Below are 25,325 nucleotides of genomic sequence, written 5' to 3'. Positions count from 1 at the left end.
AGTGACAGGAGGTGTAGGGGAGGCCGAAAACGGCCATCCTTATGGCCCGCACGGACAACAGCAGATGGCGCGTCACGGGGGAAGTGCGAACAGTGCAACGTGCAGAGGAACGCGTACAGGAACGCCCTGCGACCGGTGGGCCCGAGCGCCCCGGCGCACAGCCGGAGGAAGCCGGCACGGCCCTGGAACTCCTGGTCCACGGCGTGGGCGGCACCACGCCCGAGAAGATGCTCGACGATCCGCGCACGGTACGGATCAGCGGTGACGACACGGCGGCCGTCTTCCGGCGCGCCGACGACGTCGACGCGGAGAACCGCCCCGACGACCGGCGCGGCCGGCCGGTGCCGGAGGCCTACGTCTGGTGCAACCTCACCTCGGGCAACAGCGCCCGCGCCCTGTGGCTCCTGTTACTGCCGTTCATGGTGGTCAACCTCGCGCACTGGATGCGTCCCGGCGCACAGGGCCACCGGCGGGCGGTGCGCCTGTACGGGCTGCTCGTGCGGCTGATCGGACTGACCCTGACGGTCCTGCTGGTCGCCGCGGCCTGTGAGGTCGCGCTCGACCTCGCCGCCTGGCAGTGCGCGGGCACGCACGCGTGCGCCGAGCGCCACTCCTGGCTGGGCTTCCTGTCGCCCGCGGCCTCGCACCACGGCTGGTGGAGCGACCCCGGCCGCCGGCTCGCCCTCGCGGCCGTCGTCCCCGCCGCGCTCACCTGCCTGCTCTGGTACCTCTCCCGGCGCACCTGGAGCGCCTACGAGTCCCAGCAGCCGATCTCCCGCAAGGCCGAGCCCGAGGAGGACACCGACGGCACGGCCCTGGGCCGGCCCGGCTTCTGGTACGGCCGCCGCCTGGTGGCCCGGCTCCGCGCCGCGCACACCGCGGCCGGGCTGCTGACCGTCGCCGCCGCGCTCGCCACGACCGCGGCCCGCTTCGACCGGGAGCCCGGCGGCTCCACGCTCCTCGACACGCTGGGCCGCTTCCTCGTCGCCGCCATCCTGGCCACCGCCGTCGGCGTGGTGTGGGTGGTGTGCCGCCGAGGCCGCAGCGAGAACTTCATCGACCGGCGCCTCGACAAGCACTTGGTACGGCGCCTGCCGCTCGGCGCGCTCGCCCTGCTCGTGCTCTCCGCCGTCTACGCCGGCTGGGAGCGCCCCGGATGGGCCTCCGCCGGCCGGCTGCCCGGGGACACCACCTTCGGCACCATCACGCTGGTCCAGGGCGGACTGGTGATAGCGCTGGCCGTCGTCGCACGCGTGCTGCACCGCACGCGCCCCGACCCGCGCGCCGCCATGCGTGGCCTGGGCGGACCCGCCGTCGCGATGCTCGCCTGCGCCCTCGGCGGCGTGATGTCCGGCGGGGTCTCCCAGCGGGTCTCCGACTGGCTGGACGGCACCGGCACCTCCATCGCGGGACCGCCGGTCCTGCTGACCTGGCAGGCGTCCGCGATCCCCGTACTCATCCTCGTCCTGCTGGTGCTCTGCGGCGGACTCGGCTGGCGGGCCTGGCTGCTGCGCCGCGCCGCGATGGGCACCATCGAACTCGACTACGCGGGGGAGCCCAAGGACACCGCGCGCACCCGCAAGATCGCCACCACGCGCGCGATGGCCACGCTCACCGACCGCGGCCCCCTCCTCGTCGCCGTCGTCTCCACCACGACCCTGCTCCTCGGCGCGGGCGCCCTGGTCGGCGCGTTCACCACCGACAAGGCACCGGCCCAGGCCGCACTGCCCGCGCACGCCTTCGTGCACGGCGCCGCCCAGACCGCCCAGGCGCTCGGCTCCTGGCTGATCGGGCTCGGCTTCATACTCTTCGTCACCTGGGGCCGGCGCGCCTACAAGGACGCCTCCGCGCGGCGCACCATCGGCATCCTGTGGGACGTCGGCACCTTCTGGCCGCGCGCCGCCCACCCCTTCGCCCCGCCCTGCTACGCGGAGCGCGCGGTGCCCGACCTGACCTGGCGGATGGCGACCTGGACCCGTGCCACCGGCGGCCGGCTCGTCCTGTCCGGGCACTCGCAGGGCAGCGTGCTCGCCGCCGCGGCGGCCTGGCAGCTCAAGCCCGCCGTCCGCAAACGGGTCGCCCTGCTGACCTACGGCTCACCGCTGGAGCGCCTCTACGGCCGCTGGTTCCCGGCCCACTTCGGACCGGCCGCGCTCAGCTCCCTGCACCGGGACGTCGACTGCTGGCGCAACCTCTACCGGCTCACCGACCCCATCGGCGGCCCGGTCGGACTGCCCGGCGACTGCGGCCCCGCGGTGGACCGCGGCCCGCTCAAGGACCCGCTCGGCTACGGCCGCACCGCGCTGCATCCGCTGCCCGCGCCCGTCCTGGGCCACTCCGACTACCAGGCCGACCCGGCCTTCGCCGAGGAGCGGGAGCGGCTGCTGGCCCGGCTCAGGCCGGACCTGCCGACCCCGCGCCCCGAGGCCGGGGCGCCGGCTCAGGCCGAGTCGGGCAGGTCCTCGGCGTAGAGGAGGGTCAGGTCGTCCGTGCTGGGCTCGGCGAACTGGGCGACCCGGCTCGCGTGCCGCTCGACCATGCCCTCGAAGGTCTGGCGAGCGGTACGCCCGTTGCCGAACGCCGGGCCCTTCGGGATGTCCGTGAAGTACTTCAGGAGCGCGTCCGAGGCGCCCGGTGCCAGCCGGTACTCGTGCTCCTCGGTCTGCTGCTCCACGATCCGCAGCAGCTCCTCGGGCCCGTAGTCGCCGAAGGTGATGGTCCGGGAGAAGCGCGACGCCACACCGGGGTTGACCGAGAGGAACCGCTCCATCTCCGCCGTGTAGCCCGCGACGATCACCACGACGGCGTCCCGGTGGTCCTCCATCAGCTTCACCAGCGTGTCGATGGCCTCCCGGCCGAAGTCCCGGCCCGAGTCCTCCGGAGACAGCGCGTAGGCCTCGTCGATGAACAGCACACCGCCGCGCGCCCGGTCGAACGCCTCCTGGGTGCGGATCGCCGTCGAGCCGATGTGCTCGCCGACCAGGTCGACGCGGGACACCTCGACCAGATGCCCCTTCTCCAGGACACCGAGGGAGGCCAGGATCTCGCCGTACAGCCGGGCGACCGTCGTCTTGCCGGTGCCGGGGGAGCCGGTGAAGACCAGGTGGCGCTTGACCGAGGCCGCCTTGAGGCCCGCCTGCTGGCGGCGCCGGCCGACCTCGATCATGTCGGTGAGCGCCCGCACCTCGCGCTTGACGCTCTCCAGGCCCACCAGCGCGTCCAGTTCACCCATCACGGACTGCGGGGTCCGCGCCGGCTGCTCCGGCTCGGTGGCGGTGACCAGGGGCTCCTGCTCGGCGGCCCGCTGCCCGGGGATCGCGCCGAGCAGCCCGGCGGACTGACCCGCGCCCTCAACTGCCGTCTCCCGCAGGCTCGCGCTCTCGTCGCTGGTGCAGTCCTCCACGACGGGACCCGTGCCGGTGCCGGCGTCCGGGCCCGCGTCCGCGAACTCGTACCCACCGCGCGCGCAGCGCTCCGTGCGGCACTTGCGCAGCGTCGCCCGACAGCCGTCTATGACGTGGAAGCCGTAGCCGCCGCTGCCCGTCACCCGGCAGTTGAGGAAGCTGCCGCGCCCGCCCGCGGACACATAGAAGCCCGCCTCGGCCGGCGAGTCGACCGTGCACCGCTCGATCGTGGGGTCGGCGCCCTTGGTGACGATCACGCCGGTCTGCGTGCCGTCCACCGTGCAGTTGTTGAGGGTGCCGCCGCTGCCGTGGTCACGGAACCAGGCACCGGTGGCGGCGTCCCGGATCCGGCAGTCGTCGAGCTGCGCGGTGGCGCCGTCGCTCACCGACACGGCCGTGTTGCGCACCTGCGAGATGTCACTGTCGACGACGTCCGCGCGCGAGCCGCGGTCCAGGACGAACAGCGCGTCCGGTACGTCGTGCACCCGGCAGGAGTCCAGTACGGCGGTGGCGCCGTCGCTGACCCAGACGGCCGGGTAGTCGCCGGTGCTGTCGAAGATCTCGCACTGGTTGGCGTCCACGCGCGTGCCCGGATCCCACACCGACAGGCCGTTGCGCCCGAACTGACGGACCGTCGTGCGGGTCAGCGTGAGCACCGAACGGGAGCGCAGGTCGACCGCGTTCTCCGGGATGTCGTGGATGCGGCAGTCGGCCAGGGTCAGCACCGCGTCCGTGTCGAGCGTGACGCCGTCCCCGGTGGTGCGGTGCACATCGCAGTCCGTGAGGTGCGCGGTGGCACGGCCGGTGACCTGGACGCCGCTGCCCCGGACCTCGTAGATCTCACAACCCACCGCTTCCAGCGCGGAGTTCTCCCCGGTCGCCGCCAGGCCCGAGCCCGAGGCGTGGTGGATCCGGCATCGCTCCAGGCGCGGATGCCCGCCGCCGCGGACCGAGACGCCCGACTGGCCGGCGGAGACGACCTCGCACTCCTCGAACACCCCGCCCCCGCCGTCGAGTACGGCGATGCCGACCCCGGCCGGGTTGTCGACCGTGCAGCGGCGCACGGTGGGCCGGGCGCCGCCGCGCACCTCGATGCCGGCCGCGGAGCGCGTGACGATCCGTACGTCCGTCAGCTCGGGCGTGCCCTCCTCGACGAGCAGGGCGGGAGCGGCCGCGTCCTGGCCCTCCACGTGCAGGTCCTGCACCACGGCGGAGGCCCGCACGGTCAGCGGCACCCCGTCCAGCGGGGCGATCCGTACCGAGCCGGGGGAGCCCTCGGGGCCGCGCAGGGTCACCGCCCGCTGGACGACGAGGTTCTCCCGGTAGGTGCCGGGGGCGACGGTGAGCACGTCCCCGTCGGCCGCGGCCTCCAGGGCGGCGGCGAGCGACGCGTACTCACCCGTGCGGCGCCGCCACCTCGATGTACCGGTGTGCGTCACCTGGACCGTGCCCTGTGCCATGGCGTTGCTGTGCCCCCACCTCGTGGTACGCGGGTTGATGCCGACAACGTTCGGCCGGTCCACCGTAGCGTGCGTGCGGCCGGTGGGTTGACCAGTGCCGGAATGCCGTCAACTGCCGGTGCCGGTCCGGCCCCAGTCCGGACCCGCCCGGTCCCAGGCCTGGTCCCAACGGGCGTACCGGCGGCGGACCATGCGCCACACGACCAGCCGCCGGGCGGCCTCGACCAGACCCGCGGTGAACATGGCGGCGCCGAACCCGGCGAGGACCGCGTGGGTCGTCGCCGTCGCGGAGTCCAGCGGGCGGGCCGTCGGACGGCCGTGTGCGTCGGTCCATATCCCGAAGTGGTCGCCGCGGTGCGGGACTTTGAGGTTCGCCAGAGCCGCGCCGTGCTGGGCGGTGCCGTCCGGGCCGGTCCAGTCGGCGATGACCCGACTGCGCACCGCGCGCGACGAGGAGGTCTCGGGGTCGCTGTCCATCGGGGAGCTGTCCAGTTTGCGAACCACGGTGGCCGTGACCAGGTGCCGGGCCTTGCGCTGGTCCCGCACCGCCTGTTGCAGGGCGTCCTGGGCGGCACCGCCGGCGAGGGCGCCGACCACGGGTGCGACGAAAAGGATCAGCAGCAGGGCCGCCAGAGCCAGCCAGGCCTCGACCAGATCGGTCGTGCGGCGCAGCGGATTGCGCCGCCAGCGCCAGAGCCCACCGAGTGTCCGCACGTCCGCACCCCCTTCCCCTTCCGTGATAACTCCGCCGACCGCCGTTCACGCGAGGGCCTGGTCAAAGAGAGAGCGAAATCACCTGCGACCGGGACCTCTCATGAACTTCTTACGCATCCTCAACGCGCCGGGCCCCGGCCCCGGTTCCCGCACACCGGCCCTTGTCCGGATCTTTCCGCCGACGGCGTCGAAGGGTGGCTATTCGACGATCGTGACCGGGTCGCCGACCCGGATCGTGCCGCGCGAGAGGGGCACGAGATTCTGGCCGAAGACCAGCTTTCCGCCGATGCGGCGGTGCCGCCCCAGCGTGTGCAGCGGCTCCCGGCCCCGGGCGGCGGTGCGCTGGTCGGTGGTGGTCACGACACAGCGTCCGCAGTTCTTCGCGGCGCGGAAGGGGACCTCGCCGATCACGATGCGGGACCAGTCGTCCTCGGCCCAGGCGGCGGTCCCGGACAGGACCACGTTCGGCCGGAAGCGGTTCATCGGCAAGGGGCCCTCGGCCGGGTGATCGCCTTGCGCGATCAGGGAGTTGAGGGCGTCGAGGGAGGCGGCCGTGGTCGCCAGCAGCGGGTAGCCGTCGGCGAAGGACACGGTCTCGCCCGGGCGGGCGTACTCCGGGTCGACGGGCCGGCGGGTGGCCGGGTCGTCCATGTGCACCAGGCGGATGTCGGCGCCGAGGTAACCGCTGCACCACGCGTGCGCGGCCTCGTCCGCGGCGAGGACGCCCTCGACCTTGTCGCGGAAGATCTCCACGGGCACCGTGCCGACCGGCCGCGGCACGGACACGGTCAGCGGCTCCATGCCGGGTGCGGACAGACGAACGCCGCCGGGCACGAGCTCGGCGGCGGCCAGTGCGAGGCGCGGCTGCTGACGCTGGGTGACGACCCTTCCCCCGTCGTCGATCAGGACCCAGCGCCGGTCTCCGGCCAGACCCCAGGGCTCCACGTCGGCCTGCCGGGGCGCGAGGCCCCAGAACGCCTTGACCGGATGGACGTGGATCGACTGCAGTCGCGCGCTCCCCATGAAGCCATCGTGCCAGGGCGGACGGCCGTCGGGGAGGACGCTCTAGTAGCCGCCGCCGCGGTACTGCTGCTGGTTGTTGTACGGGTCCTGGTACTGGGCGGGACGCGGGGCCGCGGGGCGCATGGCCTCGTAACCCGTGCCGGGTGCCATCGGACGCTGTTGCTGCGGCTGCTGAGGACCGGGGTAACCGCGCGGGGCGGTCGACTGCGGCGGGATGTACGCCGCGGGAGCCTGCTGGAGCGGGGACGGCTGGGCGGCCTGCGGGTAGCCGTACTGGGAGGGACCCGCCGGGAGGGCGGGGAGTGCCGACGGCAACGCGGGCAGGTGACTGCCTGGTGCGTCGTAGGCGGCGGGAACCCGGATCGGGGCGATCTGCGGGGTGCCCCGCTCGGCGACGAGCCTGTCGTAGATCGGAGTGTCCGGGAAGGCGGAGTAGTAACCGCCGCCATAAGTGGAGCGGGGGGAGGTCATGGCACATAAGTTAAGCCCACGATGTGCTGGTTGGGGAGACCGATAAGAGGGTTGTTTTCCGTGTCGGCAGTGGCGCGGGACCCCCAATGCGAGCGAACTCGGCAAAATAGGGCGCCGACCTGCGTTCGGATCCTGTAAAGGTCGAGTTCCGAGCCGGTTACCAGGGGTTGACCACGAGTGATCCTGTGCCCCTCATGGGAGTTCGCTGTCCCGGGGAATAGGTTGGTCGGGTAGAGAAGCCGAACAGGGCTGCCGGGACATGGACCTGGCGCGATGACACGTGATGGGGGCGGTCATGTCAATGCCGAAAGGATCGAATGTGCCGGTGCCGACGACGGCCCTGCGCGTCGAATTGGGCTGGCGTTCAGGTCCGGGCGTACCGGACGCCGACGCCTCGGCCCTCCTCCTGGTGGGCGGCAAGGTGAGGTCGGACGGCGACTTCGTCTTCTACAACCAGCCCGCGCACGCGTCGGGCGCCGTCCGGCACGAGGGCAAGCGGGACGGCGGCGGCAGCATCACCGACACGCTCGTCGTCGACCTCGCGCGCGTGGAGCCCGCGATCGAGACCGTCGTCCTCGTGGCGTCCGCCGACGGCGGCACGTTCGGGCAGGTCCCTGACCTGTACATCGAGGTGCGCGACGCCGCCCAGAACACCGTGGCCGCCCGCTTCGACAGCACCGGCGCGAGCGTCGAGACCGCCTTCGTGCTCGGCGAGTTCTACCGCCGCCAGGGCGCCTGGAAGTTCCGCGCCGTCGGTCAGGGCTACAGCAGCGGACTCGAAGGGCTCGCCAGGGACTTCGGCATCACGGTGGACGAGCCGCAGCAGGCCGCGCCGACGCCGACCCCGACTCCGACGCTCGTCACGCCTACTCCGCCCGCGCCCGTCGCCCCGCCGGTGACCGCGTACCCGCCCGTCGCCCCGCCCGTGACGATGCCGCCGCCGCCCGCGCCCCCGACAGCGCCGCCCGCCGCGCCCGTACGCCTCACCAAGGTGACGCTCACCAAGTCCGCGCCCTCGGTCTCGCTGACCAAGCAGGGCGGCACCTCGGGTGCCATGCGGGTCAACCTCAACTGGCAGACGCGCAAGCAGTTCTCGGGCTGGGGCAGCAAGCGGGGCCGGGCCGTCGCCAACCACTCGGACCTCGACCTCGACCTGTGCGCCCTGTACGAACTCACCGACGGCAGCAAGGGCGTCGTACAGGCCCTCGGCAATGCCTTCGGGTCCCTGCACCGTCCTCCCTACCTGCACCTCGACGGGGACGACCGCAGCGGAGCCGTCGAGAGCGGCGAGAACCTCACCATCAACCTCGACCACAAGCAGGACTTCCGGCGGATCCTCGTCTTCGTGACGATCTACGAGGGCGCGCGCTCCTTCGCCGATCTGCACGCCACGGTCACCTTGCAGCCGCAGTACGGCGCACCGATCGACTTCTCGCTGGACGAGTGCACCGTCCCCTCCACGGTGTGCGCGCTCGCCCTGATCACCAACACCGGCAACGACCTGGTCGTCCAGCGCGAGGCCCGGTACCTGGTGCCCGAGCGCGGGGTGAGCCCGCAGCGGACCATCGACTACGCCTACGGGTGGGGCATGAACTGGACGCCCGGCCGGAAGTGACGCCCCCCGGGCTCGCTACAGGGCGTGCTCGTCGGGGACGGTGTCCGGACGAGCGTAGGTGCGGCCCTTCCAGGCCGCACCGCGTCCCCGGTAGTGCTGCACAGCGGAATCCACCGTCATCAGGAGGTAGAGGAACGCGGTGAACGGCAACAGGGGCGCGAGCCAGAGCGGTTGACCGTAGTAGCGGAGCATCGGGACGTAGGTGCCCGTCATCACCAGCCACGCCAGACCGCCGGCGAGAGCGGCCGTCGTGTCCCCGTCGGCCGCGCCCGCGATCAGTGTCACCGTCGGTACCAGATAGACCAGCGCCAGGCCGAGGACCGTGCCGAGGAGCAGCAGCGGGTTGTGCCGCAACTGCGCGTAGGCGCTGCGCGAGACCATCCGCCACAGGTCGTGCAGGCGCGGGTACGGCCGCACGCTGTCGACCCGCTCGGCCAGGCCGAGCCAGATCCGACCGCCCCCGCCCTTGACCGCCCGCGCGAGCGCGACATCGTCGATGACCGCGTGCCGGATGGCGTCGGGGATCCGCGCCCGCTCGGCGGTGTCGGCGCGCAGCAGCACACAGCCGCCCGCCGCGGCCGCCGTACGCGTGCGTGCGCCGCCGATGCGGCGGAACGGATACAGCTGCGCGAAGAAGTAGACGAAGGCCGGCACCACCAGCCGCTCCCACACGCTCTCCACCCGCAGCCGCGCCATCTGGGAGACGACGTCGAAGCCACCGGTGCGGGCGGCGGCGACCAACTCCCGCAGACTGTCGGGCGCGTGCGCGATGTCCGCGTCCGTCAGCAGCAGGTACTCGGGTCCACGCGCGCGTGCCAGGCCGATGCCGTGGCGCACCGCCCACAGCTTGCCGGTCCAGCCGGCCGGGGGTTCGCCGGGGGAGTCGACGGTCAGCGGCAGCCCGCCGTGCGCGCGGGCGAGTTCACGGGCCAGGTCGCCGGTGCCGTCCGAACTGCCGTCGTCGACGAGGAAGATCTCCGCCCGCCCGGGATAGTCCTGTGCGAGGAGCGACGGCAGGCTCTCGGGCAGGACGGCCGCCTCGTCGCGCGCGGGGACCACCACGCACACCGACGGCCATGCGTCCGGCTCCTCGCGGCGCGGCAGCCTGATGTCCGTGCGCCAGAAGAAGCCCTGACAGAGCAGCAGCCAGAGCCAGGCGGCGAGTGATACGACGGCGGTCCACGCGAGGGCGCTCACCCGCGCAGTCTGCCCCACCCCACCGGCCGGAAAGGGCTCATCGTCTATCGTGGCCGGGTGAAGATCGCGCTGATGGACTCCGGAATCGGTCTGCTGGCGGCAACCGCCGCGGTACGGCGGCTGCGACCCGACGCCGATCTCGTGCTCTCCCTGGACCCTGACGGCATGCCCTGGGGACCCAGGACCCCCGAGGACCTCACCGAGCGCGCCCTGGCCGTCGCCGAGGCCGCCGCCGTGCACCGGCCCGCCGCCCTGATCGTCGGCTGCAACACCGCGACCGTGCACGCCCTGCCCGCCCTCCGCGCCCGCCTCGAACCCGGGATCCCCGTTATCGGCACCGTCCCGGCGATCAAGCCGGCCGCGGCCGGCGGCGGACCCCTTGCGATCTGGGCCACCCCCGCCACCACCGGCAGCCCCTATCAGCGCAATCTCATCGCGGACTTCGCCGACGGCGTGCCGGTCACCGAGGTTCCCTGCCACGGGCTCGCCGAGGCCGTGGAGCACGCGGACGAGTCGGCGATCGATGCCGCCGTGTCCGCTGCGGCCGCTCTCACCCCGGACGAGGTAACGACCGTCGTGCTGGGCTGCACCCATTACGAACTCGTCGGCGAGCGCATCCGTGCCGCCGTCCAGTGCCCCGGCCGCTCGCCGCTCGTCCTGCACGGTTCCGCGGACGCCGTCGCCGCCCAGGCGCTGCGCCGCATCGGCGAGCAGGCCGCTCCTGAAGCCCCGGCCACCGGCACGCTCACGGTGCTGCTGAGCGGACGCGAGGGCGCGTTGCCCGAGCCCGCCCTCGCCTACGCCGAAGGCCGACTGCTCCGGACGGTCAGCCCCGCACGGTGACCTACGGGGTACGTGACCTACGGGTTACGGCTACGGGGTACAGGCACGAAACGGACGGCTCGCGTCCGAGAACCGCCCGGTCGGCGGAGCAACTCCCCGCGACCCGGTACCCGCGCCGCGAAACCTGAGTAATCTCGTAGGCATGAGGGACCACCCCCACCCCGCGAAGACCCGGCACCCCGACCTCTGGACCGGACGCGCCACCAACCGGGTCCAGTGGCTGCTGGCACTCGGCGGCGCGGCCTGCCTGGCGCTCGGCATCGAGCTCGCCGTCGACTCCGCCTGGAAGTCCGGTGTCGCCCCGCTCGCCATGGCCGTCGTCGGCTGCATCGCGGCCGGACTGCTGGTCATCTTCGGCACCCTCGCCTTCGTGCATGTCGACCTGAAGCTCGACAAGGAGTCCCTCGAAGTGCGCTGCGGCCACATCGGTGTGCCGCGCCGCCGCATCCCGCTCTCGCACGTGTCGGGCGCCGAGTTCGACGCGCACGTCACCCCGCGCCAGTGGGGTGGCTGGGGCTACCGCTGGCGGCCCGAGAAGGGCACCGCCGTCGTCGTACGCCGGGGTGAGGGCGTCGTCCTGAGCCTGTGGGACGGTCACACGTTCACGATCACCGTGGACAACGCGGAGGCGGCCGTACGGGCCATCAAGGACAGCCTGCGGCCCGGCTCGACGCACTGAGTTCGAAGGGCTGAAGACTGAGGTCAGTCGGGCGTCAGTCGGTCACGATGTCTGCGGACATGCGTCTCCCGGTGCGGTGAGTCGTCGGCGAGAGGTCTCGCGGTGGCCAGGCCGGCCAGCAGCCCGGCGCCGACCGACACGGCGGTGAAGCTCAGGGCGTTGCCGATGGAGGCGATCGCCGCGAGGCCGGTCAGGGCCGCGCCTGCCGTGAGCACGACCGGCGTGGGGCGCGGTGAGCGCCACAGCGCGTACAGCACCCAGCAGAAGGCCGCCGCCAGCAGGGCGACGCCCACCACGCCTTCCTCGGCCGCCAGTTGCAGCGGTGCCGAGTGCGGCTTGCCGTCCGAGAGCAGCGTCCGGGTCGCCGTCGTGCTCAGCTCGCCGAAACGGCCCGGTCCGACGCCTAGCCCCACGTTGTGACGGGCCAGCTCCAACGCGTCGTGCCACAGCTCGATCCGGTGCCCGGTCAACTGGCCCGCCAGCGACTCGTCCAGGCCCTCGGGCACCGCGTTCCCGGCGAGCGCCCAGACCAGACCGGTCACCAACGCCGCGGCCAGGGCCAGTCCCGCGATGCCGAGCCCCCGGCCGGGCATCCGCCCCGCGGCCAGCGAGCAGAGCAGGACGCCGGTGCAGGTGATGAGCCCGGTGGTCGAGCCGACGACGGCCGCGGTCACCGTGATCCCGGCGCCGAGCGCGCCCAGAGCGAACCGCAGGGCCGGGGCCTCGGCCGCCCAGGCGGCGCAGCACGCGGCACCGGTGCACAGGGTCAGCAGGGCGGCGGTGGCACCGGCGTGCCCCAGCGGGGCGTAGATCTGCGGCCCCGGCGCAAGATGGGGGACAGCCACCAGTAGCACAACCCCGGCCAGCGCTCCCGCGCACGGCGCGGCGACCGGCACGAGCGCCCCGCAGATCCGCCCCACGGCATAGCCGGCGGCCACGGCCAGGATCGCCAGCAGCACGCCCTCGGGGCGGCCGTCATGGGCGCCCGCCGTGATCAGGGACCACGAGGCACAGGCCCCGAGCACCACCACGCCCGCCGCGTCCGAAACGTTTCGTCTCTCGCCGTCCTCCCCAGGACCGGCGACAGACGTCATCCCAGTGGAACCCACCCAGCCCCCACCCGGTCAGCGCCCCCGGACCTCGCTCGGCCCGTCATCCGGCGGTTGACGGAGGCTCCGGCACACCGTAACCGCTGATGGACGTTTTGTGGATGAGTTGGGCAGAGATGTGCACGAACGATGCGGCGGTCGCGCCTGGTGGCGCCCGGTGCCGCCATCCGGACCGCGCTGTCGGCGCCAAGGTCACCCGCCGTACACTCCCGGAGTGACCGTCACCGCAACCTCCGTGGACGAGTCGGACACGGCGGGGCCCGAGGCCTCGCCCGCGTCCGGCGTGGCACGGCTCGTACGCCTCGTCCCGGCCCTCGTCGCCGCGCTCTCCGGAGTGCTGCTCTACGTCAGCTTCCCGCCACGCACCCTGTGGTGGCTGGCCCTGCCGGCCTTCGCGGGGTTCGCCTGGGTGCTGCGCGGGCGCGGCCTGAAGGCCGCGTTCGGTCTCGGCTACCTCTTCGGCCTGGGTTTCCTGCTGCCGTTGCTGGTGTGGACCGGCGTGGAGGTCGGCCCCGGACCGTGGCTCGCGCTGGTCGCGGCGGAGGCGGTCTTCATCGGGCTGGTCGGCGTGGGCGTCGCCGCCGTGTCGAAGCTGCCCGGCTGGCCGCTGTGGGCGGCGGCCCTGTGGATCGCGGGCGAGGCGGCACGCGCGCGTGTGCCCTTCCACGGCTTCCCGTGGGGCAAGATCGCCTTCGGCCAGGCCGATGGTGTCTTCCTGCCGCTCGCCGCGGTCGGCGGCACCCCGGTCCTCAGCTTCGCGGTCGTCCTGTGCGGCTTCGGCCTCTACGAGGCGGTCCGGCTCGGCATCGACGGCCGGCGCACCCGCACCGTACGGCGGTCCGCCGCGGCCGTGGCCCTGCTGAGCGTGGCCGTCCCGGTGGCCGGCGCGCTCGCGGCCCGCACGCTGGTCAGCGACAAGGCCGAGGACGGCTACGCGACCGTCGCGGTCATCCAGGGCAATGTGCCCCGCGCGGGGCTCGAGTTCAACGCCCAGCGGCGGGCCGTGCTCGACTACCACGCGCGCGAGACGGAACGGCTGGCCGCCGAGGTCAAGGCCGGCAAGATCGCCAAGCCGGACTTCGTGCTGTGGCCGGAGAACTCCTCCGACGTCGACCCGTTCGCCAACGCCGACGCGCGCGCCGTCATCGACAAGGCGGCGAAGGCGATCGGCGTCCCCATCTCGGTCGGCGGCGTCGTGGAGCGCGACGGCAAGCTCTGGAACGAGCAGATCCTCTGGGACCCGGCCAAGGGACCCACCGACACCTACGACAAGCGGCAGATCCAGCCCTTCGGCGAGTACCTGCCGCTGCGTTCGCTCATCGGTGCCATCAACAGCAACTGGACCTCGATGGTCCGCCAGGACTTCAGCCGGGGCACCAAGCCGGGCGTGTTCGACATGGCCGGCACCAAGGTCGGCCTGGTCACCTGCTACGAGGCCGCCTTCGACTGGGCCGTGCGCTCCGAGGTCACCGACGGCGCCCAGATCATCTCCGTACCGAGCAACAACGCCACCTTCGACCGCAGCGAGATGACCTACCAGCAGCTCGCGATGTCCCGGGTGCGGGCGGTCGAGCACAGCCGGACCGTCACCGTGCCGGTCACCAGCGGCGTCAGCGCAATCATCATGCCGGACGGGAAGATCACGCAGAAGACGGGCATGTTCGTCGCCGACCACCTCGTGCAGAAGGTGCCGCTGCGCTCGTCCGAGACCCCGGCCACCCGGCTCGGCATCCTTCCCGAGATCGCGCTGGTGCTCGTCGCCGCGGCCGGACTGGGCTGGGCGATCGCGTCCGGAGTGCGCGGGCGACGCGCCGGTGACGCGTAGCCGTACGCCGGACACACGCTCCCCGTTGGACACCGGAGGGGCCCGAACTCCCGGTTAGGGTCGGGGACATGGCTACTCCTGACTTCATCCGTGAGATCCGCGCCTCGGCCGGTCACCAGTTGCTGTGGCTTCCCGGCGTCAGCGCCGTCGTCCTCGACGACGAGGGCCGGGTCCTGCTCGGGCAGCGCGCCGACAACCACAGGTGGGCGCTGATCTCCGGCATCCCCGACCCGGGCGAGCAGCCCGCGGTCGCCATCGCGCGGGAGGTGCAGGAGGAGACGGGCGTCCGGGTCGAGGTCGAGCGGCTGATCACCGTGCGGTCCGGGAATCAGGTCACGTTCCCCAACGGGGACATCTGCCAGTTCATGGACCTCTGCTTCCGCTGCCGGGCACTCGACGGCGAGGCCCGGGTGAACGACGACGAGTCCCTGGCGGTCGGCTGGTTCGCGCTCGACGACCTGCCCGAGCTGACCGACTACCACCACTTCCGGATCAAGCAGGCGCTGTCCGACGAGCCCACCTGGTTCGAGCCCGCGGGTTCCGAGTGACGTGAGGGCGGTGCCCCTAGGACGGCCGCGGGCTATGACGGCTGCGGGTGCGTGGTGGCGAAGCGCTTGCGGTACTCGGTCGGGGTGGTCCCCAGGTGGCGGGCGAAGGCGCGGCGGAGGGTCTCGTCGCTGCCGAGTCCGCTGCGCTGCGCGGCCGAGGTCACGCTGTGCCCGTCGAGGAGGAGTTGGCGCGCGCGGTCGAGCCGGACGCGCTCGACCCAGCGCGCGGGAGTGGTCTCCAGCTCGGTCTGGAACAGTCGGGTCAGGTGCCGGGTGCTGACGGCGGCGGACGCGGCCATGGCGGGCAGGCTGTGGTTGGCGCCCGGGTCGGCCAGCACCGCCGTGGTCAGGGTGCGCAGCAGGTCGCTGCGGGCCGGCGGGGTCATCAGCGCCGTGGAGAACTGCGACTGTCCGCCCGGACGTTGCATGAAGACGACCAACTCGCGGGCCGCCTCCCGGGCCGCGTCCGCGCCGTGGTCGTCCTCGACCAGCGCGAGGGCCAGATCGATGCCCGCGCTGATCCCCGCGGAGGTGAGGTAGCGGCCGTCCCGGACATGGAGGGCGTCCGGCTCGACCCGCACCCGGGGATGGCGCCGGGCCAGCGCCTCGGCCTGCCGCCAGTGGGTGGTCGCCCTGCGTCCGTCCAGCAGGCCCAGCTCGGCGAGGACGAAGGCGCCGGTGCACACCGAGGCGACTCGTGACGCCCGCTCGGCGAGGCCGGCGGCGGCCGCCAGCAGCTCCTCCTCGACGGGCGGCACCGCGAGCCGGTCGGCTCCGGCGACCACCAGCGTGTCCACCGGGCCCGCCTCCTTCGCCGCCAGCGTCCGCGCCAGCACCACGCCCGAGGCCGTCGTGACGTCACCCCCGCGCGGGGAGACCAGTACGGGCTCGTAGCGCGGATCGGGCCGTCCGGCCTTGATCAGCACCTCCAGCGGACCGCTGACGTCCAGCAGCGTCACGCCGTCGAACACGAGGAAGGCGACCCGATGCGTCATGTCTGAATCTGTGGGTTGTACGGCAGTGTGGACACGGCGCCAGGATAGGTCACCGCGCGAGCCTGAAGGAGGTCACCGACCGACGGAACGAGGAAGGCAGCATCATGAGCGAAACGATCGCGGACGTACGGATCCCGGACAGCGCACTGGCACGGGAGGCGACCGAACTGGTGCGGGACGCCGCCTCACCGCTGCTGTTCGACCACTCCCGGCGGGTGTTCCTGTTCGGATCGCTGCGCGGCCGGGAGCAGGGGCTGTCCTTCGACCCCGAACTGCTCTACGTGGGCGCGATGTTCCACGACCTGGGACTGACCGAGCGGTTCCGCCGTACCGACCAGCGGTTCGAGATCGACGGCGCCGACGAGGCCCGCCGCTTCCTGCGCGCGCACGGCATCGACGGCGAGTCGGCCGATCGGGTCTGGACGGCCATCGCCCTGCACACCACCCCCGAGATCCCGCTGCACATGGCGCCCGAGGTGGCCCTGGTCACCCGCGGGGTGGAACTGGACGTCCTGGGCATCGGCTACCACGCCGTGTCCGACGAGCAGCGCGCGGCCGTCGTCGCGGCCCACCCCCGCCCGGACTTCAAGAACCGCATCCTCGCGGCCTTCACCGAGGGCATCGAGGCCCGCCCCGACACGACCTTCGGCAACGTCAAGGCGGACGTGCTGGCCCACTTCTCGCCCGGGTTCGTGCGCGGCGACTTCGTCGAGGTCATCAAGGGCTCCGACTGGGCCGAGTAACCGGGGAGCGACGCGGGCCGGTCCGGCTGCCGGCCCGCGACGATCATCGCTGCGTGATGTGGCGCACGAGCGCCGTCACTGCCGGCGGCAGCTCCCCGCGCGGATGGACCACGCGGACCGACCACGCGGGTGCGTGCCCGATGAAGGGGCGTACCGGGAGGTCGGGGAACCGGGCCGCGAGGGACGGCGGCATGATGCACACCCCGAGGCGGTGCCGGACGAGATCGGTGGCCGCCAGCAGGTCGTTCACCTCGAAGGTGACCGTGCGCTCCAGGGACGCCCTCCGGAAGGCCTTGTCGACCGCGTGCCGGACCGCCCAGCCCGGGGAGAAGTCCACCAGCGGCAGCCGGGCCGCCTCGGCGAGCGTCACCGGGCCCTCACGCGGCAGGCCGTCCGCCACAGGGGCGGTCACCAGGACCATCTCCTCCCGCGCCAGCAACCGGGTCGTCAGACCACGCTGCGACGGCGCGTCGAGCGCGGCCACGGCCAGGTCGACGGTCCCGTCGCGCAGGGCCTGCGGGATCTCCTCGGCCGGCGCCTGACGCAGCCGCACCACCACGCCCGGGTGTTCCCGATGGAAGCCGGCCAGCGCCTCCGCGCCGCCGTACAGGCCCTGCATGACGCCGATCGTCAGCTCACCGCGCAGTTCTCCCTGGGCGAGGTCGACCGCGGTCCTGGCCTCCTCGGCGGCGCGCAGGGTGGCGCGGGCGGCTGGCAGGAAGGCGTGCCCCGCGGGGGTCGGCGACACCCGGTGGGTGGTGCGCTGGAACAGTGCCGCGCCCAGTTCACGCTCCAGGGCCCGGACCGTGCTGGAGACCGCGGACTGCACGACATGCAGCCGCCGGGCCGCGGCGCTGAACCCGCCCTCCTCGGCGACCGCGACGACGACCTCCATCTGACGAAGGTCCATGGTCTCCTCCCCGGCTGTCTCGTTCTGGCCATCTCATACGCAGATGACCACCAGCTTGAATCATCTGCGCCGGAATCGAGCCCGCCGCGCCCGGTGCTCCATGCGTGCAACGTCCCGGTCCGCGTGGCACAGTCCTGACCGTTGACCTCCGCGACACCAAACTTGGGTGATTCGTTTTCTTGAATCATTAGTGTTTGTGCCGGTAGGTTGGCGCCATGACCGCATCCCAGCCTCCGACCACCGCAGACGAGCTGCGCGGTGCCGGCCTGCGGGTGACGGCCGCTCGCGTCGCGCTGCTCGAGACCGTCCGGGGCGGTGATCACCTCGGGGTCGAGGCGATCGCGTCCGGGGTGCGCGAGCGCGTGGGCCACATTTCCGTACAAGCCGTGTACGACGCACTCCACGCGCTCACCTCGGCGGGACTCATACGCCGTATCGAACCGGCCGGCAGCCCCGCCCGGTTCGAGGGACGCGTGGGAGACAACCACCACCACGTGCTGTGCCGGTCCTGCGGCGCCGTCGCCGATGTCGACTGCGCCGTCGGCGACGCCCCCTGCCTGACCGCCTCCGACGACCACGGCTTCTCGATCGACGAGGCCGAGGTCATCTACTGGGGCCTGTGCCCCGCCTGTAGCAACGCCCCCAGCTCCTGAGCAACGTGATTCACCCAGTTCGGAAGGATTCCCATGTCTGAGAACCACGACGCAATCGTCACGGACGCGAAGTCGGAGGACGCCGGGGGCTGCCCCGTCGCGCACGGGCGCGCCCCGCACCCGACCCAGGGCGGCGGCAACCGTCAGTGGTGGCCGGAGCGGCTCAACCTGAAGATCCTTGCCAAGGACCCGGTGGTCGCGAACCCGCTCGGTGCGGAGTTCGACTACGCCGCGGCGTTCCAGGGTCTCGACCTCGCGGCCGTCAAACAGGACATCGCCGAGGTACTGACCACCTCGCAGGACTGGTGGCCGGCGGACTTCGGCAACTACGGCCCGCTGATGATCCGGATGGCCTGGCACAGCGCCGGCACCTACCGCATCAGCGACGGCCGTGGCGGTGGCGGCCGCGGTCAGCAGCGCTTCGCGCCGCTGAACAGCTGGCCGGACAACGGCAACCTGGACAAGGCCCGCCGACTGCTGTGGCCGGTCAAGAAGAAGTACGGCCAGTCCATCTCCTGGGCCGACCTGCTGATCCTCACGGGCAACGTGGCGCTGGAGACGATGGGCTTCGAGACCTTCGGCTTCGGCGGCGGCCGTGCCGACGTCTGGGAGGCCGACGAGGACGTCTACTGGGGTCCCGAGACCACCTGGCTCGACGACCAGCGCTACACCGGCGACCGCGAGCTGGAGAACCCGCTCGGCGCCGTCCAGATGGGCCTCATCTACGTCAACCCCGAGGGCCCCAACGGCAACCCGGACCCGCTGGCCGCGGCCCGCGACATCCGTGAGACCTTCCGCCGCATGGCGATGAACGACGAGGAGACCGTCGCCCTCATCGCCGGTGGCCACACCTTCGGCAAGACCCACGGCGCCGGTCCGGCCGAGTCGGTCGGCGACGACCCCGAGGCCGCCTCCATCGAGCAGCAGGGCCTGGGCTGGAAGTCCACCTACGGCACCGGCAAGGGCGGCGACGCCATCACCTCCGGTCTCGAGGTCACCTGGACCACCAAGCCCACCCAGTGGAGCAACGACTTCTTCGACATCCTCTTCGGCTACGAGTGGGAGCTGACCCAGAGCCCCGCCGGCGCCAACCAGTGGGTGGCCAAGGACGCTCAGGCGATCATCCCGGACGCCCACAGCGACGCCAAGAAGCTCCCCACGATGCTCACCACCGACCTCTCGCTGCGCTTCGACCCGATCTACGGTGAGATCTCCAAGCGCTTCCACGAGAACCCGGCCGAGTTCGCGGACGCCTTCGCCCGCGCCTGGTACAAGCTGACCCACCGCGACCTGGGCCCGAAGTCCCTGTACCTCGGCCCGGAGGTCCCCTCCGAGACCCTGCTGTGGCAGGACCCGCTGCCGCAGGCCGAGGGCGAGACCATCGACGCGGCCGACGTCACGGCCCTCAAGGCGAAGCTCCTCGCCTCCGGCCTGACCGTCTCGCAGCTGGTGTCCACCGCGTGGGCGTCCGCCTCCACCCACCGGGGCAGCGACAAGCGCGGCGGCGCCAACGGTGCCCGCATCCGCCTGGAGCCGCAGCGCGGCTGGGAGGCCAACGACCCCGACCAGCTCGCCCAGGTGCTGCGGGTCCTCGAAGGCATCCAGACGGAGTTCAACTCCGGCGCCAAGAAGGTCTCCCTGGCCGACCTGATCGTCCTCGGCGGTGCCGCCGCGGTCGAGAAGGCCGCCAAGGACGGCGGCGTCGACGTGGAGGTCCCCTTCACGCCGGGCCGTGTCGACGCGACCGAGGAGCACACGGACGTCGAGTCGTTCGCCGCGCTGGAGCCGACCTCCGACGGCTTCCGCAACTACCTCGGCAAGGGCAACCGCCTCCCCGCCGAGTACCTGCTGCTCGACCGGGCGAACCTGCTCACGCTGACCGCCCCCGAGCTGACCGTCCTCGTCGGCGGCCTGCGTGTCCTGGGCGCCAACCAGGGCCAGTCCACGCACGGTGTCCTCACCGACAAGGTCGGCACGCTGACGAACGACTTCTTCGTCAACCTGCTCGACCTGGGCACCACGTGGTCGTCGACGTCCTCGGACCAGCAGACCTTCGAGGGCCGCGACGCCTCCGGTGCCGTCAAGTGGACCGGCACCCGTGCCGACCTGGTCTTCGGCTCGAACTCCGAACTCCGCGCGCTCGCCGAGGTCTACGCGAGCGACGACGCGAAGGAGAAGTTCGTGAAGGACTTCGTCGCCGCCTGGGCCAAGGTCTCCGACCTGGACCGGTTCGACCTCGTCTGATCCATCGCGTCCGATCGCTGCGGCGGTCATGACGAACGACGTCCGGGCCGGCTCCCGTGAGCCGGCCCGGACGTTCGCGTTGCGGAGGTTCCGACGGAGAGCCTGCTACGCCGTCAGCGGTCCAGGACCGACTTCAGCGCCCGCGTCAACTCCGCGCCCGCGTCGGCCGCGTCCGCCGGCGGGGACGTACGCCGCCATGCGATGTACCCGTCCGGGCGCACCAGCAGACAGCCGTCCTCCTCGATCTCGCTGAGCCGGTACCAGTCGCCGTACGCGTCCCGGGCGCCCTCGGCGCCGATGCGGACCAGGCGCAGCGGTACGCCCAGTTCGGCCACGGCCCTGCGCACGGCGTCCTGCCAGATGCCACCGGAGACTCCGGTGACCAGGGAGAAGGCGCCCTTGCCGACCAGGTCGAGGGTGGAGACGCGGTGGCCGGCGGCGTCGATCAGCCAGCTGTGCGGGATCTTCGCCCCGGGCCGGGTGGTGGGCCGGTGGTACAACTCCCGGTCGTGCGGCCAGAGTTCGTCAGGGCCTCCGTCGTCCAGGACGGCGGTGGAGGAGTAGCGCTGGTTGAGTTCGACGCCGTGCGCGTTGAACTCGTAGTTCTTCAGCTCCACCGCCCGCTCCAGCTCGCGTCGGCGTTTCGCGCCCGCCGCGTCCTGGGTGCGGCAGGCCTCCAGTGCGCGCTCGATGCCGTCGGCGTCGCTGCCGCCGCCGATGCCCAACGCCTCGAAGATCGGCCCGAACTGGTCGCGGCTGAGGTTGGCGCGGTCGACGATCTGCTTGCCGATCGGGGCCCGTTCAGCGCTGTAGGTGTCCAGCAGCGCGGGTCCCGCCTCGCCGCGGATCACCATGGCGAGCTTCCAGGCCAGGTTGAAGGAGTCCTGGATCGAGGTGTTGGAGCCGAGACCGTTGGACGGCGGGTGGCGGTGCACGGCGTCCCCGGCGCAGAAGACCCGGCCGGCCGAATAGGCGGTGGCGTAGCTGTGGTTGACCGTCCACAGGGACGTCGACGTGATCTCCACGTCCAGGTCGGGGGCGCCCACGAGGTCGCGCACGATCCGGCGGGCCTCGGCCTCGTCGACCTCCGGCGGCGGCTTCTCGATGTCGTACCCCCACACCAGCAGCCACTCGTCCCACGGGCGGACCATGCGCACCAGGCCCATGCCGATGCCGCCGGTCTCGGCGCCGGGCTGCATCACCCAGTACAGAACGCTGGGGCGGTGCGCGACATGGGCGGAGAGGTCGGCGCGGAACAGGATGTTCATGCTGCCGGCCTTGCCTTCCTGGCCGGCGATCGGCAGCCCGATCTGCTCGGCGACGAGACTGCGGCCGCCGTCCGCGCCGATCAGATAGCGGGCCCGCAGGGTGAACTCGTCGCCGCGCACGCGGTCGCGGAGATACGCGGTGACGCCGTCCTCGTCCTGCTTCAGGCGCAGGAACTCGGTGTCGAAGCGGGCCTTGGCGCCGCGCGCCGCCGCGTTCGAGACCAGGAGCGGCTCCATGTAGGTCTGGGGCAGGTCGATCATGGGGGAGGGGCTGGCGGCCGTGTACTCGCTGAGCCGGTCGTCGCCGGTGCCCCAGGTGCGGATCCGGGCGATCTCCTCGCCCGCGATCGAGGTGCAGAAGACCGTGTCGCCCATGAGGTGCTGGGGAGTTCCGGCGGCCAGCGCCTCCTCCTCGACGCCCTGGTCGCGCAGCACCTCCAGGGTGCGCTGGTTGGTGATGTGGGCGCGGGGGGTGTTGGCCACCCACCCGTACTTGTTGATCATCGTGACGCGTATGCCGTAACTGGCGAGCAGCAGCGCGGCCGTCCCGCCGGCCGGGCCGCTGCCGACGACCAGGACGTCGGTGTCGTAGCTGGTTGCGCGGCTCATGGTGTCTGTCGTCTCCTGCGAGGTCGAGTCCTGCGGGGTCGATACGGGGCTCACGCGCCCGGGGCCAGGCGGAAGGTGTAGGTGAGGCGGTGCCAAGGGCCGTCCACGGCACGGCCGTCGGGGGTCGGGCCCTTCTGCTCGGGGTAGTCCACGACGAGCGCGTCCTTCACGCCGAACACCGTGTCGTCGTCGATGTACCGGCCGCCCGCGACGAAGAGTTGGGTGATCAGGGTCTTGCGGCCGGGGGCGCCGATCATGAAGTGGACGTGCGGTGCGCGGAAGGGGTGCCGGGCCGTGGCGTCCAGGAGCTGACCCACCGGACCGTCGTCGGGGATGGGGTACGGCACCGGCACGAGCGACCAGAAGACGAGCCCGCCGTCGGCGTCGGTGTGGAACCGGGCGCGCAGCACCGGCCCGTCCTGGTCCGGGAGTTGGACGTCGTAGAAACCGTCGGCGTTGGCCTGCCAGACGTCCACGACCGCGTCCGCGATCGGGGCGCCCTCGATGTCCGTGACCCGCACGTCCACGTACAGCGGGGCTCCGTCCAGGCCTGCGGCGATGTCGTCCCCGTGCGCCCGCGGCGGCGGGCCCTCGACGTAGAACGGGCCGAGCACGGCGGACGGAGTGGCCTCGGCGGTACGGGAGTTGGTGAGCACGTCCACCGCGCTGGACACGCCGAGGGTGTCGGAGAGCAGGATGAACTCCTGCCGTGTGGGGCCGCTCAACTGGCCGGTGCGGGTGAGGAATTCGATCGCCAGGTTCCACTCGGCCTGGGTCAGGTCGTTGTCGGCGGCGAAGCCGTGCAGATGGCGGACCAGGTCGGTGAGCAGCTGCCGGGTGCGGGCGTCGGGCGCGCGGTCGAAGCTGCTGGTGACCTCGTCGAGCAGGGTGTGCAGTTGGGCGGCGAGCGGGTCGCCGGGCGGCGGGCGGTGACCGGACCAGGCGTCCTGGAGGAGGGCGGCGATCCCGTCCGCGGTCACCGGGCGCGGGTTGGGGTACGGGGTGGCGGTGGCGAGTTCGACCGCGCGCGGGAGATCCTCGGCCGCCATGCCCAGGTCGCGCAGCGAGGTCGGACCGTTCAGCGCGGCGACGAGGTCGTACACGGCGGTGGGCGCGTCCGGTGCCGGACCCGCGGCAGGGCCTGACAGCGCGCGGGCGATCCGGCGCATCGCGTCCCCGGCGGCGGGCGCGTTGTACGCCATCGCGTGCGGCAGCACCACGGTGTGGGTGTCGGCGTGCGGCAGGCCGAAGGAGCCGCCGAGCGTGTGGCACAGCTTGTGGTGCAGGCCCATGCCGACGGTGCCCAGGCAGGTGCCGGCCAGCCAGGCCGCCTCCAGCGCGTCGGCCCGCGCCTCGCCGTCGGCGGGATCGGCGGCGATCCGGGGCAGCGCCGAGGAGAGCAGCCGGATCGCCCGCAGCGCCAGCTCGTCCGTGACCGGGTCCGGCTGCGGGGCGTACAGCGCCTCCACGGCGTGCGCCATGGCGTTGACGCCGCTGGTCACCGAGGTGCGGACGGGCAGGCCGAGGGTGAGGGAGACGTCGTAGAGGATCGTCCGGGGGCGGATCTCGGGGGCCGAGCGGGTGGTCTTCACGCCGTCGCGTGTCTCGCCCAGGACCGGGGTGGCCTCGGAGCCCGCGTACGTGGTCGGTACGACCACCTGGGGGAGTCCCGTGCGGACGGCGAGGGCCTTGGAGAGGCCGACGGCCGAGCCGCCGCCGAGGGCCACCAGGCAGTCGGCGCCCGTCTGCCGTACGGCTTCCAGGGCGCGTTCGGTGACGTCCACCGGCGTGTGCATCCTGGCCTCGGTGAACTCCCCGGCGGACAGGGAGCCGAGGGCCCGCCTCGCCCGTTCGACCAGGTCCGTGCGCGTCGGTGTGGTCAGGATCAGGGCCCGGGTGCGGCCCAGTGCCTCGACCTCCTCGCGCAGTCGTCCCAGGGTTCCGGTCCCGAAGACGACCTTCACCAAATGGCCGGAGTGGACGAACTCCCGCATGCGGCTCTCCGATGTGCGTGGCTCCGGGTGCGGCGCTGCACCCCTGTTCAGGAGTATGGCCACGCGACGCCGGGCGCGCCTGCACGAAACGTGCCGGGCGCTGCACGAAAGACGCGCCGACCGTCAGCCTTCTCGGCGCAGGGCCGCCGGAGTGGTGCCCAGCTGTGCGCGCAGCACCCGGGTGAGGTGCTCCTGGTGGGAGAAGCCGCAGACGGCCGCGATCTCGGCGATGGGCTGGGTCCCGGTGCGCAGCAGTCGAGCGGCCCGCTCGACGCGCAGCCGCATCAGATAGCGGTGCGGCGGCCGTCCTGCCCGGTCCTTGAAGGCACGCGCGAACCGGCTGACGCCAAGACCGGCCGCCGCGGCCAGCTCCGTGAGTGGCAGGGGCTCCGCGAGCCGCGCCTCCATCAGGTCGCGTACGGCCGAGAACTGACGGTCCGTCAATCCTGTTGCCCTGTCATGTGGTTCACTTCCCGCACGGCGTACGTTGCTGTGTCGCCACGCCAGTTGACCGGCGAGCGTGAGAACCAGTTGGTCCGCGTAGGTGCGGCCGGCCGGGGCGCCCTCGCGGACCACGCCGTCCAGGGCCAGGACCAGCTGCTCCAACAGCGGGTCGGTGACGCCGAGTTCCTCGTTGAGGCGCACCGGACCGTGGTCCTCGCCGACGGCCGCGCGCAGGATGTCGTCCGCGACGTACACGTGCACGGTCTTGAGCGGGCCTCCGAGTTCGACGTCCAGGGTGGTCTCGGCGGGGTGCAGGAACATGCCGCCCGGCGGGACGCGGCTGACCTCGGTGAGGCCGCGGCGCCCGCGGCGGACCGTGACGGGGCCGTCCAGGTGCAGGATCAGCAGGTGGCTCGGCGCTCCGTCGAAGGCCTTGCGGTAGGGGAGCTCGTCCTGGGTGGAGAGGTACAGCCCCTGCCAGCCGAGCCCCGCGCTGGTCCGACGCGGACGCACCCACGGCAGTCCGAGGATGCCCAGGGTGTCGTCCACGCCCAGTTCCCGCATCGGCATCAAGGCC

At 72.5% G+C, this 25,325-nt stretch carries 20 protein-coding genes; 9 read left to right on the top strand and 11 right to left on the bottom strand.

Annotation, left to right across the window (positions count from 1 at the left end):
• The first annotated feature begins 92 nt into the window (after window positions 1-92).
• Complete coding sequence (locus tag ACWD5F_RS03925) at window positions 93-2,471, top strand: hypothetical protein (RefSeq protein ID WP_451250746.1); 2,379 nt, start codon at window positions 93-95, stop codon at window positions 2,469-2,471.
• On the opposite strand, the gene ACWD5F_RS03920 is transcribed toward ACWD5F_RS03925, so the two are convergent.
• The 4 genes from ACWD5F_RS03920 to ACWD5F_RS03905 all read right to left on the bottom strand — a co-directional run bounded on the left by ACWD5F_RS03920 (window position 2,441) and on the right by ACWD5F_RS03905 (window position 7,072).
• On the bottom strand, window positions 2,441-4,864 hold the full coding sequence (locus ACWD5F_RS03920) for a right-handed parallel beta-helix repeat-containing protein (RefSeq protein WP_451250744.1): 2,424 nt from the start codon (window positions 4,862-4,864) through the stop codon (window positions 2,441-2,443). The two genes, ACWD5F_RS03925 and ACWD5F_RS03920, sit on opposite strands and share 31 nt — an antisense overlap.
• A 108-nt stretch (window positions 4,865-4,972) precedes the next feature.
• Entirely contained in the window at window positions 4,973-5,578 is a 606-nt protein-coding gene (locus tag ACWD5F_RS03915) for an Rv1733c family protein (protein ID WP_401723183.1), read from the bottom strand.
• Window positions 5,579-5,776: 198 nt separating this feature from the next.
• Window positions 5,777-6,601: an MOSC domain-containing protein gene (locus tag ACWD5F_RS03910; protein WP_451250742.1), complete on the bottom strand. Its 825-nt coding sequence runs from the start codon at window positions 6,599-6,601 to the stop codon at window positions 5,777-5,779.
• A gap of 42 nt (window positions 6,602-6,643) precedes the next feature.
• Complete coding sequence (locus tag ACWD5F_RS03905) at window positions 6,644-7,072, bottom strand: DUF6643 family protein (RefSeq protein WP_124001155.1); 429 nt, start codon at window positions 7,070-7,072, stop codon at window positions 6,644-6,646.
• 301 nt (window positions 7,073-7,373) lie between these two features.
• On the opposite strand from ACWD5F_RS03905, the gene ACWD5F_RS03900 reads away from it, so the two are divergent.
• On the top strand, window positions 7,374-8,687 hold the full coding sequence (locus ACWD5F_RS03900; protein ID WP_451251039.1) for a TerD family protein: 1,314 nt from the start codon (window positions 7,374-7,376) through the stop codon (window positions 8,685-8,687).
• Between the two features lie 15 nt (window positions 8,688-8,702).
• On the opposite strand, the gene ACWD5F_RS03895 is transcribed toward ACWD5F_RS03900, so the two are convergent.
• Complete coding sequence (locus ACWD5F_RS03895; protein ID WP_451250740.1) at window positions 8,703-9,884, bottom strand: glycosyltransferase; 1,182 nt, start codon at window positions 9,882-9,884, stop codon at window positions 8,703-8,705.
• Between the two features lie 57 nt (window positions 9,885-9,941).
• Between ACWD5F_RS03895 and ACWD5F_RS03890 the strand changes: the two genes are divergently transcribed.
• Window positions 9,942-10,727: a glutamate racemase gene (locus ACWD5F_RS03890; protein WP_451250739.1), complete on the top strand. Its 786-nt coding sequence runs from the start codon at window positions 9,942-9,944 to the stop codon at window positions 10,725-10,727.
• 142 nt (window positions 10,728-10,869) lie between these two features.
• The gene (locus ACWD5F_RS03885) at window positions 10,870-11,406 is read left to right on the top strand and encodes a hypothetical protein (RefSeq protein ID WP_451250737.1); all 537 of its coding nucleotides are present in this window, start codon (window positions 10,870-10,872) and stop codon (window positions 11,404-11,406) included.
• A 23-nt stretch (window positions 11,407-11,429) separates the two neighbouring features.
• On the opposite strand, the gene ACWD5F_RS03880 is transcribed toward ACWD5F_RS03885, so the two are convergent.
• Window positions 11,430-12,500, bottom strand: coding sequence for an O-antigen ligase family protein (locus tag ACWD5F_RS03880; protein WP_451250735.1), 1,071 nt, complete (start codon window positions 12,498-12,500; stop codon window positions 11,430-11,432).
• A gap of 229 nt (window positions 12,501-12,729) precedes the next feature.
• Here ACWD5F_RS03880 and lnt point away from each other — a divergent pair, with 229 nt between their 5' ends.
• Entirely contained in the window at window positions 12,730-14,340 is a 1,611-nt protein-coding gene (gene lnt, locus ACWD5F_RS03875) for an apolipoprotein N-acyltransferase (protein WP_451250733.1), read from the top strand.
• A 68-nt stretch (window positions 14,341-14,408) separates the two neighbouring features.
• Window positions 14,409-14,888 carry an NUDIX hydrolase gene (locus ACWD5F_RS03870; RefSeq protein ID WP_451250731.1) on the top strand — a complete coding sequence of 160 codons (480 nt, stop codon included), beginning with the start codon at window positions 14,409-14,411 and terminating at the stop codon, window positions 14,886-14,888.
• Between the two features lie 32 nt (window positions 14,889-14,920).
• Here the strand turns inward: ACWD5F_RS03870 and ACWD5F_RS03865 are convergent, their stop codons facing one another.
• A complete protein-coding gene (locus ACWD5F_RS03865; protein ID WP_451250729.1) occupies window positions 14,921-15,883 on the bottom strand; it encodes a GlxA family transcriptional regulator in 963 nt (320 codons plus the stop codon).
• 104 nt (window positions 15,884-15,987) lie between these two features.
• On the opposite strand from ACWD5F_RS03865, the gene ACWD5F_RS03860 reads away from it, so the two are divergent.
• Complete coding sequence (locus ACWD5F_RS03860) at window positions 15,988-16,626, top strand: HD domain-containing protein (protein WP_451250728.1); 639 nt, start codon at window positions 15,988-15,990, stop codon at window positions 16,624-16,626.
• 43 nt (window positions 16,627-16,669) lie between these two features.
• On the opposite strand, the gene ACWD5F_RS03855 is transcribed toward ACWD5F_RS03860, so the two are convergent.
• On the bottom strand, window positions 16,670-17,536 hold the full coding sequence (locus tag ACWD5F_RS03855) for a LysR family transcriptional regulator (RefSeq protein ID WP_451250726.1): 867 nt from the start codon (window positions 17,534-17,536) through the stop codon (window positions 16,670-16,672).
• 215 nt (window positions 17,537-17,751) lie between these two features.
• On the opposite strand from ACWD5F_RS03855, the gene ACWD5F_RS03850 reads away from it, so the two are divergent.
• Window positions 17,752-18,189: a Fur family transcriptional regulator gene (locus tag ACWD5F_RS03850; protein WP_124001165.1), complete on the top strand. Its 438-nt coding sequence runs from the start codon at window positions 17,752-17,754 to the stop codon at window positions 18,187-18,189.
• 33 nt (window positions 18,190-18,222) lie between these two features.
• Window positions 18,223-20,433, top strand: coding sequence for a catalase/peroxidase HPI (gene katG, locus ACWD5F_RS03845; protein ID WP_451250724.1), 2,211 nt, complete (start codon window positions 18,223-18,225; stop codon window positions 20,431-20,433).
• A 113-nt stretch (window positions 20,434-20,546) separates the two neighbouring features.
• On the opposite strand, the gene ACWD5F_RS03840 is transcribed toward katG, so the two are convergent.
• The 3 genes from ACWD5F_RS03840 to ACWD5F_RS03830 all read right to left on the bottom strand — a co-directional run bounded on the left by ACWD5F_RS03840 (window position 20,547) and on the right by ACWD5F_RS03830 (window position 25,318).
• Window positions 20,547-22,310, bottom strand: coding sequence for an FAD-dependent oxidoreductase (locus tag ACWD5F_RS03840; RefSeq protein ID WP_451250722.1), 1,764 nt, complete (start codon window positions 22,308-22,310; stop codon window positions 20,547-20,549).
• A gap of 50 nt (window positions 22,311-22,360) precedes the next feature.
• Window positions 22,361-24,304: a maleylacetate reductase and hydroxyquinol 1,2-dioxygenase domain-containing protein gene (locus ACWD5F_RS03835; RefSeq protein WP_451250720.1), complete on the bottom strand. Its 1,944-nt coding sequence runs from the start codon at window positions 24,302-24,304 to the stop codon at window positions 22,361-22,363.
• 123 nt (window positions 24,305-24,427) lie between these two features.
• A complete protein-coding gene (locus ACWD5F_RS03830; RefSeq protein ID WP_451250719.1) occupies window positions 24,428-25,318 on the bottom strand; it encodes a helix-turn-helix domain-containing protein in 891 nt (296 codons plus the stop codon).
• Between the last annotated feature and the right edge of the window lie 7 nt (window positions 25,319-25,325).

Source organism: Streptomyces sp. NPDC002499, from assembly GCF_053595415.1.
Note: the sequence above shows the minus strand (reverse complement) of the source record. Positions and strands in the feature narration are given on the sequence as shown.